This window comes from Rheinheimera hassiensis, assembly GCF_022436675.1.
GTDB lineage: Bacteria > Pseudomonadota > Gammaproteobacteria > Enterobacterales > Alteromonadaceae > Alishewanella > Alishewanella hassiensis.
The window spans coordinates 212,034-223,297 of sequence record NZ_JAKUJZ010000003.1; the positions used below are offsets into that span (position 1 = coordinate 212,034).

Sequence of the window (11,264 nt, forward strand, 5' to 3'; positions counted from 1 at the left end):
CATGTGTGGTATAGCAGGAATTTATCAGCTGAAAACCCAGGCTACGCCTGATCCTAAAGTTCTGGCCAAAATGAACGACAGCCAGCGGCACCGCGGGCCCGATGCCGGAGATTACTTTTTTCAGCCTACGGTTGGCCTGGCACACCGCCGGTTATCGATTATAGATATTGCCGGTAGCCCGCAGCCCATGCAAAGTGCCAATGCGCTGGCCTGTATTGTGTTTAACGGCGAAATATACAACTACCGCGAACTGCGCCAGGAATTGCTTGGCAAGGGCTATCAGTTTAATACCAACGGCGATACCGAAACCATTCTTAATGCCTGGCTGGAATGGGGCGAAGACTGCGTGCATCACCTGCGCGGTATGTTTGCGTTTGCTATCTGGGATAACAGCCGCCAGTGCCTGTTTCTGGCACGTGATCGCCTAGGCATTAAACCACTGTTTTACTCGCTGCTTGATGATGGCCAGTTTATTTTTGGCTCAGAGCTTAAAGTGTTGCGCAACCATCCGGATTTTATTACCACGCTGCGCGACAGCACTATCGAAGATTATTTCAGCTTTGGCTATATTCCAGAGCCTTACACTATTTACCAGCATAGCTATAAACTGGCGCCGGGCCATACGTTATTGTTGCAGCACGGCCAGACCAGGCTGAGCGAACCCAAGCAATACTGGGATGTACCCACGCAGTGGCAACATGCTGTAACGGAGCAAGAACTGAGCGCAGAGCTGATCACAAGATTTCGTGAAGCAGTGGATATTCGGCTGGTAGCAGAAGTGCCGCTGGGCGCCTTTTTATCCGGCGGTGTCGATTCAAGCGCTGTTGTTGCCATGATGGCTGGCCTGCAAAGTGATCCGGTTAACACCTGCTCTATCGGTTTTGACAGCCCACAGTTTAATGAAACCGAGTTTGCCCGTCAGGTTGCCGCGCGTTATAACACCAATCACCATGAAAATATCGTTAGCCAGAATGATTTTGAACTGTTGGATCAACTGGCAGATTTATACGACGAACCTTATGCCGACAGCTCTGCAATACCTACCTACCGTGTGTGCCAGATGGCACGCCAGCATGTTACGGTGGCATTGAGCGGTGATGGCGCCGACGAGTTGTTTGCCGGCTATCGCCGCTATAAGCTGCACCTGAATGAAGAACGTTTTCGTAACTGGCTGCCTCTGGCAATAAGAAAGCCGGTTTTTGGTTTGCTGGGTAAGATTTACCCTAAACTGGATTGGGCTCCACGCTTTTTACGCGCAAAAACCACCTTTCAGTCATTGGCGATGGACACCGTTGCCGGTTACCACAACTCTATTGCCATTTTACGCCAGGATCAGCGCGACAGGCTGTTTTCACCAGCGTTTAAGCAGCGCCTTAACGGTTATAGTTCACTGGAGGTGTTTCGCCGCCACGGAGCCAAAGTAAAACATCTGGACCCGATGAAAATAGCCCAGTATCTGGATATGAAAACCTATCTGGTAGGCGATATTCTGACCAAAGTAGACCGCGCCTCCATGGCTCACTCGCTTGAAGTGCGGGTGCCCTTTTTAGACCACAAATTTGTAGAGTGGGCCTTTACCGCCGAATCTGGCGCTAATTTGCAAAATGGCGTGGGTAAATTCTCGCTGAAAAAAGCACTGGAACCGCATTTGCCGGATGATGTGCTGTATCGGAAAAAAATGGGCTTTGCAGTTCCGCTGGCCGAATGGTTTCGCGGCCCGTTGCAGCAAAAGCTGCAGGATAAGTTACTGTCCGACGTAATGATTAACAGCGGCTACTTTAATGTTGCCGAGCTAAAACAGCTGATTGACGATCATAAACGCGCACTAAAAGATAACAGCGCCGCACTATGGACACTGCTGATGTTTGCCGCCTTCCTGGAGCGCAACAGCAAATGAAGATCCTGCATATTTTTGATCATTCTTTGCCATTACACAGTGGTTACACTTTTCGTTCACGCGCTATTTTGCAGCAACAACGTAAACTCGGCTACCAGACATGCCATGTTACCAGCCCGAAACATCCAACCGAGGAGCAAGGTACAGAACAAGCCGAAGGCTTCAGCTTTTACCGCACCCTGCCCTACAGCAGCTGGTTTTGGCGCTTACCGGTGTTAAAAGAGCTGGCCGTGGTACTGGCGCTGAAAAAGCGCATTTTGCAAATTATTAGCCAGGAAAAGCCCGACGTATTACATGCTCATTCACCGGCACTAAACGGCCTGGCCGCGTTATGGGCTGCAAAAAAAGCCAACCTGCCGGTGGTATATGAAATACGCGCATTTTGGGAAGATGCTGCAGTTGATCATGGTACCTGCGCAGAAGGCGACCTGCGCTACAACATGACGCAATCGCTGGAAACCCACGTAGCGAAAAAAGCGGATGCTGTTACCACTATTTGTGAAGGCTTAAGACAGGATTTGGTTAGCAGGGGTATCAGTGCAGACAAAATAACCGTGATCCCTAATGCCGTTGACCCGGAGCAGTTTCAGCTTATCCGTGAAAAAAACACGGCGCTGGAGTTACAGTTTAAACTGAAAAACAAGCCGGTATTAGGTTTCCTTGGCTCGTTTTACGCCTATGAAGGTTTAGACCTGTTGATCAAAGCCCTGCCATTGATCCGCAAGAAAGTGCCAAACGCTATGCTATTGCTGGTTGGTGGCGGGCCACAACAAGAGGCGTTGCAGCAGCTGATTAGCGAGCTTCAACTTAATGACGCTGTGATTATGCCTGGGCGGGTGCCACACAGCGATGTCATGCAGTATTACAGCCTGGTCGATTTACTGGTGTATCCTCGCAAAGCCATGCGCTTAACCGAGCTGGTAACACCACTAAAACCCCTGGAAGCCATGGCGCAAGGTATGATGTTACTGGCATCTGACGTTGGCGGCCATTTAGAGCTGATTGAACATGCCAAAACCGGCTGGTTATTTCAGCGCGATAATATTGATGATCTGGCAGAGCAAGCTGTAAGAGCATTAAAAAACTTCAGTACCAACGACAGCATTATTGATAATGCGCTGCATTTTATCCAGACAGAGCGTAACTGGGCGGTATCTGTAGGCCGCTATACTGATATTTATACGAGGCTGGCTCGTGTCTGATAGCGTAAACAACATGCATATCTGTCTGGTGGGCCCTATTCCGCCGCCAGCTGGCGGCATGGCAAACCAAACCCGGCAACTCAAAGCACTGTTGCAACAAGATGGCGCTACCGTTGAACTGGTTGCGGTAAACGCGCCTTATCGCCCGGCATTTGCTGGCCGCATTATTGGGCTGCGGGCTCTGTTCAGACTAGTACCTTATATCATTAACCTGTATCAGGCCGTTGGCAGAGCGCAAGTAGTGCATATAATGGCTAATTCTGGCTGGTCATGGCATTTATTTGCCGCACCGGCTATCTGGATAAGTTACCTGCGCCGCACACCGGTTATTGTGAATTACCGCGGCGGACACGCCGAAACCTTTTTTGCTAGCAGTTGGCGCAAAGTGCAGTTCTCGCTGCGCCACGCCAGTGCCGTGCTGGTTCCTTCTGCTTTTTTGCAGCTGGTGTTTGCCAGCTATGATCAGCCATCTGAAATCGTACCCAATATTCTTGATCATACGCTGTTTTATCCAGCCACAGCGCCCAAAGCAGAGCCGGTAACAGCACCACATTTTATTGTTACCCGTAATCTCGAAGCCATTTACGATGTCGCTACCGCACTAAAAGCATTTGAGCTAATTTATCAGCAGTATCCACAGGCAAAGTTAACCATTGCCGGTACCGGCCCTTTGTTAGCCCAGTTACAGCAACAGGTGCAACAAAGCGGCTTAACTCAGGCGGTGAGCTTTGCCGGGCGGCTCGACACCACACAAATGGCCGAGCTGTACCGCAATGCCGATATTATGCTAAACAGCAGCCTGGTCGATAACTCCCCCAATTCAGTTATTGAAGCCATGGCCTGCGGTGTGCCGGTAATAAGCACTAATGTTGGCGGTATTCCACGTTTAGTAACAGATAAAACTGATGCTCTGCTGACAGAGCCGGGCGATTATCAGGCGATGTTTACCTATGCACAACAGCTACTGGCTTCACCGGAGCTGCGCCAGCAATTAGTGCAAAATGGCCTGCTAAACAGCAGTCGCTTTCATTGGCACATTGTGGGCAGCCAATTAGCCGGACATTACAATACGGCAATACGCGCTATGGAGCACCCGGTATGACAGCGCTTTATACCCGATTTATTTCAGCCGTTATTTTCCCGCTGCAGGAATATTTTAAAAAACATGACAGTGTGCGCCGCCGCCGTCAGTTAGAGCAAAGCCAGTGGTTGCCACTGGACAAACTACAGCAATTGCAAAACCACAACCTGCAACGCTTTATTGCCCAGCTTTATCAGCAGGTGCCCTACTACCGTAGCCTGATGCAACAACACAGCCTTACACCTGATGACATTCAAACTGCGGCCGACTTAAGCAAATTGCCATTTTTAACTAAGCCACTAATTAGCGAACACTTTACTGCGTTAAAAGCCGGTGACGCCGGCGAGCTGAAACGCTTTAATACCGGCGGCTCCAGTGGCCAGCCACTGATTTTTTTACTGGGCAACGAGCGGGTATCGCACGATGTTGCTGCCAAATGGCGGGCAACGCGCTGGTGGGATGTGGATATTGGCGACAAAGAAATTGTTGCCTGGGGCTCACCCATTGAGCTTAATGCCCAGGATAAAGCCCGTATCTGGCGCGACCGGCTGTTTCGCTCTGAACTGGTGCCAGCCTTTGATTTAACTGAAGATAAACTACTGAGCTTCTTGCAGCAAATACGTGATGTTAAACCGCGCATGTTATTCGGTTATCCGTCGGTGTACCACTTGCTGGCGCAAACAGCACAGCGCCACGGCATTGCCATGGGCAATCTGGGTATTAAAGTGGTCTTTGTTACCTCAGAGCGGCTCTATCCTTATCAGCGAGAACTGATAAGCACAGTATTTGGCGCACCGGTAGCGAATGGCTACGGTGGCCGCGATGCCGGCTTTATTGCCCATCAATGCCCGCACGGCGGCATGCACCTATCCTACGAGGATATTATTGTAGAAATAGTCGATGCTCAGGGCCGGGTGTTACCTGCCGGTCAGGCCGGAGAAATTGTGGTTACCCACCTGGCGACTTCTGAGTTCCCTTTTATGCGCTATCGTACCGGCGATGTTGGCACCATAGCGACAGAAAGTTGCAGCTGTGGCCGCAGTCTGCCGCTGCTGGAGTCAATTGAAGGGCGCAGCACTGATTTTGTGATGGCTGCAGACGGTACAATGATGCATGGTCTGGCCCTGATTTATATTCTGCGCGACATTAATGGTATAACAGCCTTTAAAATTATGCAGGAGTCACTCAGCCTGACAACTGTGCAGGTGGTATGGCAACAGGGCGAGTTACCTGCAGAAATACATCAGCAAATCAGCAGTGGCCTCAAAGCCAGGCTGGGACAAAGTGTGGAAATTATTGTGCAACAGTGCGACGAAATAAAGCCAGAAAAATCAGGTAAATATCGCTATGTTATTAGTAAGGTAACAGCGGTATGATCGACAGTTTTTATCTGTTAACTGCCATAATCGCAGTGTGTTATCTGTTGTATTGGGCTGACCGGCAGGATAAAGGCTAATGCGTGATTTGTTACTGGTAGGCTTTTTATTTGTCGCGATTTATTTCTGCTTTAAGCGGCCATTTTTAGGTATTGCCTCCTGGGCGTGGATTTCGCTGATGGCCCCGGCGAACTGGGCGTTTGGTTTTTCCAGCAGTTTCCGGCTGAACCTGACCATAGTTCTGGTTACGGTTATATCGTATATAGTGGTACAAAAAAGAAAAACCTTCGCTTTTAATTCATTAAGTTTCTGGATCTTGTTATTTGCAATCTGGACATTAATAACCTCGTTTACCAGCTTACACAGTATCTCTAGCTACGCCACAGACTACTGGCAGCAATTTATCAAGGTGTTAGTTTTTTACTTCTTTATAACTCTGATGATCAATAAAAAACTACACATAGATACCTTAATATGGGCGATTGTACTGGCTATTTCATCGTATGCCGCTATGGAGTCAGTTAAGTTTATTCTCTCTGGTGGTGGCCATATGGTCACAGGCCGGGCCGGTGCTATCCGCGATCGCAACGACTTTGCCGTTGCGGTTAATATGTGTATTCCACTGATCGTTTATCTGATCTACGTCACGCGGCATTCTTACTTAAAACTTGGTTTATGGGGCCTGTTGCTGATGAATATTCTGGCTATTGTTGGTACCGGCTCCCGTGGTGGCTTTATTGGCCTGACAATACTGGCATTAGCATTTTGGTGGAAATCTAAACGTAAACTGGTATGGGCACTACTAGCCATTATTATCTTGCCTACCGCTTATCAATCTACGCCGGAACAATGGCGGGAAAGACAAAGCACTATTGAAACGGCATCTACCGATGATGCGTCGTTTATTGGCAGGCTCTGGGCCTGGAAAATTGCAGTCATGATAGCACGCGACCACCCTATCACAGGTGCCGGATTTATGGGCGCAACAGATCATTTGGTATGGCACAGCTATGCACCCTTTACCCCATTTTATGGCCCGATAGAAACACCAGAGATCCCTGAAGGGTCAGCTCCAAAAGCCGCACATAATATTTACTTTCAGGTATTGGGTGATCATGGCTATGTTGGTTTAACCATCTTTCTGATGATTTTAACCAGCATTTTATGGATAAACAGAAGCAACCGGATAAAAGCCAAAAAACACCAGCAGCTCTGGTGTGAAAACCTCAGTGCCGCAATATCCTTATCACTGATAGGTTTTTGTGTCACCGGTGCCAACGTTAGTCTGGCTTACTTTGACTTATTTTATGCCCTGGCAGGCATTGTCTCAGCAATCTCTATCTATAAACTGTATCAGCCGGATGTGACCAATACAGTAACAGATACCAGGCAAGATAGGCCAATACCGGCGCAGTAAACAAACCATACCTTGCACTACATCTACCGCAACTCTGCGCTTAATAAAGCGCAGATACACGTTATGGTATTATGCGGCCTTGTGCCCGCAGTTTGTTTCTCAATCCCGGCACAGGGTACCCCAGCTGATATGCTCTGGTTGCATATTGCACTGCATCATCTGCCTGGCCTGCATCAAGTGAGTACCAGCCCAAAAAATAGTTTAACTCTGCTGATTCTGCCTGTAAATTTTCAGGAGCCTGTTTCAATACTTTTAGCGCAGCTTTGGCATCGCCGTTTTTTTTCAGGTAATACGCTAAAGCTGTGTAAGACAGAGAGTTATTTTTATGGGTTTTTAATACGCCCCGCAGTGTCTCAAAACCGGCCTTTTTGTCGCCCATTTCAAAATACACCTTGGCCATATCAATGTGAATTTCCGGGTACCAGCTGTGATCTTTATTGATATTACGCGCAGTAAACTGAATTTCACTCAAAGCACGTTTTAAACTAGCCTCACGCAAATTACCCGAGCTCGACTCTGCACGTTTAAGATACACCACCCCGGCGCAGTAGTGCCAGGCACCGCCAGCTGCTTCAGCGAAGGCAAGTGCTTTAGTGCTGTCAGCTTTACTCTGGTTAGGATACAAACCGGATTTACGCGCAGAACCAGTAGCAGAGTATGCCAGTTTACAGCGTTCATCCCAAGTGTTGAACTCTGCCTGAGTAGGCGTAAAATCATAGCCCATAACGTATGTCGGTAATATTAGGGCTGCGGTACAAATAAAAGCGGATTTTTTCATCATTACCTTACCATCCGTGATAAATATTATTAAAAGCGAAAGCGCATTAACCATAGCAAAATCCAGCCAATTTAGCATTACTGATCATCCGGCTTTAACTTTACCGCGCCAGACGTTAGAATGGCGTAATGTCGTAAAGGTTGCGGCAAAGTATTTAAGAGGATTGCATGGATAGCATATCCAGCCGTGCCCGCACGGCTTTTAGATGGACATTGAGTTTACGCCTGCTGTCACAGGTATTTACCTGGCTGGCGTCTCTGTTAGTTATACGTCTGCTTACCCCTGCTGATTACGGCATAGTCGCTATTGCTGAAATGGTACTGATGCTGGCATTACAGTTTGCCAGCGCCGGGCTTGGTGATGTACTGGTACGGCAAAAGCAGCTGGACGAGACCTACATCAGAAAAATTCTCTGCTTATTGATGTTGCTAAACGGCGCGCTGGCTGTTCTGCAGCTCAGTTTTGCCGCTTCTGTGGCAGCTTTCTACCAGCAGCCGGCACTGGAGTATGTGCTGTACGCTTCTGCCACCGTATTTTTGGTCATGCCGTGGATCACAGTGTCATCCAATCTGCTTGCCAGAGAAATGAATTTTAAGAGTCGTTCCAAAATCGATTTTGCTGCCACCCTCAGCGGCAGTGCGCTGGCATTGCTGTTAGCCTTTTACGGTTTTGGCTTCTGGTCATTAATACTGTCAAATATTGCGGTGGTGTTTATCCGGGCTGTTGGCTATAACCTCGCGCTGCGGCGGTTTTACTTACCTCTGTTTCAGTTCAGTGGCATGTTGCCAGCATTAAAATTTGGCCTGACATTGATGGCTACCGGCATACTGTTTACCCTGTTTATGAAAGCCGACATACTGATTGCAGCCAGATTTATTGAAGCGAATCAGCTTGGTTATTACGCGGTGGCCATGCATCTGGCATTAATGCCGATGACAAAAGCCATGCCGCTGATCAATGAAGTTGCTTATCCCATGTATGCCGCAATCGGACACGACAAACAAAAGTATCAGCAGATCTTCTGTTATATGCTGCGCATTATTACGTTATTCTGCTTCCCGTTATTTTACGGTTTTGCCGCTACTGCTGATGAGCTGGTGCAGCTGATACTGGGCCAGCACTGGAGCCATGCTGTGCTACCGTTGCAACTGATACTGCTGACGATACCACTGCGCATTATTTCAAACCTGTTTACACCCCTGATGAAGGCACTTGGCTTTCCATCTACCGGCCTTATTCATGTTAGTTTTTCGCTGGTGCTGACAGCTATTGCCATTTATTTTGCCTCTGGTTACGGCATTACCGCAGTAGCGGCGTCCTGGCTTATGACCACCCCGCTGTTTTTTCTGTTTGCAGTATACTTATGCGCTTCGCGCGCGGGCATAAGCAGCATGGCAATTATTAAGGCGGTTATGCCGCCGTTACTGTTATCCTCTGTAATGCTGGGGTTATTATATGGCATGCAGCAACTGGTATTGGCTGACATGGCTATGCTGCCAAGGCTATTGATTATGGTAGTGACTGGTGCAGTATTTTATGCACTGACGCTGCGCTTATGTTTTAAAGAACGTTTTAACGAGGCCCTGAAATTCAGGCTCTGATACAAGGACAGTATTTTGCAGCTTTACTATTTTAAAGACAAAGAAGGTAATTTCGGCGACGATCTGAACCCCTGGTTATGGCAGCAGCTGTTCCCGGACTTCTTCCGTGCCGATGCAGCTGAACTGTTTGTCGGTGTCGGTACGCTACTGAACCACCGTATTCCAACGGCACCGGCGGTAACCGTATTTGGCTCCGGTCATGGTTATGGCCAACTACCTGCCATCAATGCAAACTGGAAATTCTACTGTGTCCGCGGCCCATTAACAGCTCAGGCGCTGGGTCTACCCACAGAGCTGGCGATTACCGACCCGGCGTCGTTATCTGCACAGCTGTATACTCCTGTTGTCGAAAAACAATATAAAGTCAGTTTTATGCCGCATTGTGAAAGTGCACGGCTGGGTGACTGGGAAAGAGTATGTCAGCAGGCCGGTATCCACTTTCTTGATCCGAGAAAACCTTTTCTGCAAGTGTTTGACGGCATTCGCCAGTCAGAGTTACTGCTAACAGAAGCGATGCATGGCGCCATACTTGCCGACTCATTTCGGGTGCCATGGATCCCGGTAAAAGCCTATCCGCATATATCAGAATACAAATGGCAAGACTGGCTGCAGTCAGTACAGCTAACTGCAGAGTTTTCCGCTATTCCGCCGGTATGGCGCGGTGATCAGTCGGCAGAAAAAACCGTGCGGCTGAAAAACATGCTGAAGCGCAGCCTGCAAAATACGTCGTTGTGGCGCTCAGACTGGGGAGTGCCGCCGCCAAAGCAATCTCCAGCGCAGCATATCGATCTGGTTGCGGCAAGGCTGGCAGATATTGCCAATATTACACCGCCGCATCTGAGCAGCAATACCGTGTTTAATAACAACACGGTGCGCTTGCAGGAAAAGGTACACCAGTTTAAGCAGGACTTTGGTATTTGAAATGGTATCTGAAATGACTAGCCCTTTAGTCAGCGTCATCATTCCGTGCTATAACAGCGCCGCACATATCACTGCAGCGATTGACAGTGTACTGGCGCAGGATTACGCCAATATCGAAGTCATCGTAGTTGATGACGGCTCAACCGATAACAGCATTGATATTTTGCGCCAATTTGGTGACAAAATTATCGTGCTGCAGCAAGCTAACCAGGGGCCTGCAGCAGCACGAAATACCGGTATGCGTATCGCCAGTGGACAGTTTATTGCGTTTAATGACAGTGATGATTTATGGTTGCCCGGTAAATTAACCGCACAGATCGCCTATTTACAGCAACACCCGGATATCGGCTTATGCTATTGCGGCTGGGCCATCTGGCATGGTGCAATCTCTCTGGAACAGATCTCTGCTCAACTATCTGATGCCGGTCAGGCAAATGCAGCTGAAGATGCCTATTACAGCGGTTGGTTATATCTGAAGCTGCTTAAAGACTCGGTTATTCATACCATCACCGCCGTAATGCGCCGTGAAATAACAGACACCATTGGCATGTTTAATACTGATTACCGCATTGGCGAAGATCATGATTTCTGGCTGCGGATATCGCAGCGATATCAAATGGCGAAACTGTCCCGAACCTACGCGGTTTACCGTGATAACCCAGATAGCACAACAAAGAAAGTACACGCGAAAAATTTCAGCCTGCTGGTGCTTGAATCTGCGGTGGCACGCTACGGCCTTAGCTGCCCTTCCGGCGCGTGCGAATCTCAGGCGGTAGTTAACAACTATCTGGGCGGACGGCATTTTACCTACGGCTATAATGCGATGATGCAAGGCCACAGAGACAAAGCGCTGGTATCGTTTAAGGGCTGTATTCGCTATCGTTACCGGCTGGGTAAAGCGATATTGCTTAGCGCTGTATGTGCGGTACCGCCGCTGTATAAACTGTTTTTGCGTAAAAAAATACCAGCCATTAGTTAAGTGAAACAATGA

The 11,264-nt window shown here is 48.5% G+C and carries 9 protein-coding genes; 8 read left to right on the forward strand and 1 reads right to left on the reverse strand.

Translation table 11 applies throughout. The features are described 5' to 3' along the window. Window position 1: 1 nt before the first annotated feature. From MJX74_RS06875 to MJX74_RS06895, 5 genes are all read left to right on the forward strand, one after another. Window positions 2-1,897, forward strand: coding sequence for an XrtA/PEP-CTERM system amidotransferase (locus tag MJX74_RS06875; protein WP_240221965.1), 1,896 nt, complete (start codon window positions 2-4; stop codon window positions 1,895-1,897). Continuing rightward, window positions 1,894-3,099: a TIGR04063 family PEP-CTERM/XrtA system glycosyltransferase gene (locus MJX74_RS06880; RefSeq protein WP_240221968.1), complete on the forward strand. Its 1,206-nt coding sequence runs from the start codon at window positions 1,894-1,896 to the stop codon at window positions 3,097-3,099. Before MJX74_RS06875 ends, MJX74_RS06880 begins: the two co-directional genes overlap by 4 nt. Then, entirely contained in the window at window positions 3,092-4,201 is a 1,110-nt protein-coding gene (locus MJX74_RS06885) for a glycosyltransferase family 4 protein (RefSeq protein WP_240221970.1), read from the forward strand. Before MJX74_RS06880 ends, MJX74_RS06885 begins: the two co-directional genes overlap by 8 nt. After that, window positions 4,198-5,556, forward strand: coding sequence for a phenylacetate--CoA ligase family protein (locus MJX74_RS06890; RefSeq protein WP_240221972.1), 1,359 nt, complete (start codon window positions 4,198-4,200; stop codon window positions 5,554-5,556). Before MJX74_RS06885 ends, MJX74_RS06890 begins: the two co-directional genes overlap by 4 nt. Before the next feature lie 79 nt (window positions 5,557-5,635). After that, window positions 5,636-6,973, forward strand: coding sequence for a putative O-glycosylation ligase, exosortase A system-associated (locus MJX74_RS06895; protein WP_240221974.1), 1,338 nt, complete (start codon window positions 5,636-5,638; stop codon window positions 6,971-6,973). 61 nt (window positions 6,974-7,034) lie between these two features. Here the strand turns inward: MJX74_RS06895 and MJX74_RS06900 are convergent, their stop codons facing one another. Further along, window positions 7,035-7,754: a tetratricopeptide repeat protein gene (locus MJX74_RS06900; RefSeq protein WP_240221976.1), complete on the reverse strand. Its 720-nt coding sequence runs from the start codon at window positions 7,752-7,754 to the stop codon at window positions 7,035-7,037. 164 nt (window positions 7,755-7,918) lie between these two features. On the opposite strand from MJX74_RS06900, the gene MJX74_RS06905 reads away from it, so the two are divergent. Genes MJX74_RS06905 through MJX74_RS06915 form a run of 3 tightly spaced genes read left to right on the forward strand, consistent with a single transcriptional unit; the run spans window position 7,919 to window position 11,252 of the window. After that, window positions 7,919-9,352 (forward strand): lipopolysaccharide biosynthesis protein, encoded by a 1,434-nt coding sequence (locus tag MJX74_RS06905; protein ID WP_240221978.1) that lies wholly within the window; start codon window positions 7,919-7,921, stop codon window positions 9,350-9,352. Window positions 9,353-9,367: 15 nt separating this feature from the next. Further along, window positions 9,368-10,273, forward strand: coding sequence for a polysaccharide pyruvyl transferase family protein (locus tag MJX74_RS06910; RefSeq protein ID WP_240221980.1), 906 nt, complete (start codon window positions 9,368-9,370; stop codon window positions 10,271-10,273). 13 nt (window positions 10,274-10,286) lie between these two features. Beyond that, a complete protein-coding gene (locus MJX74_RS06915) occupies window positions 10,287-11,252 on the forward strand; it encodes a glycosyltransferase (protein WP_240221981.1) in 966 nt (321 codons plus the stop codon). Window positions 11,253-11,264 lie beyond the last annotated feature (12 nt).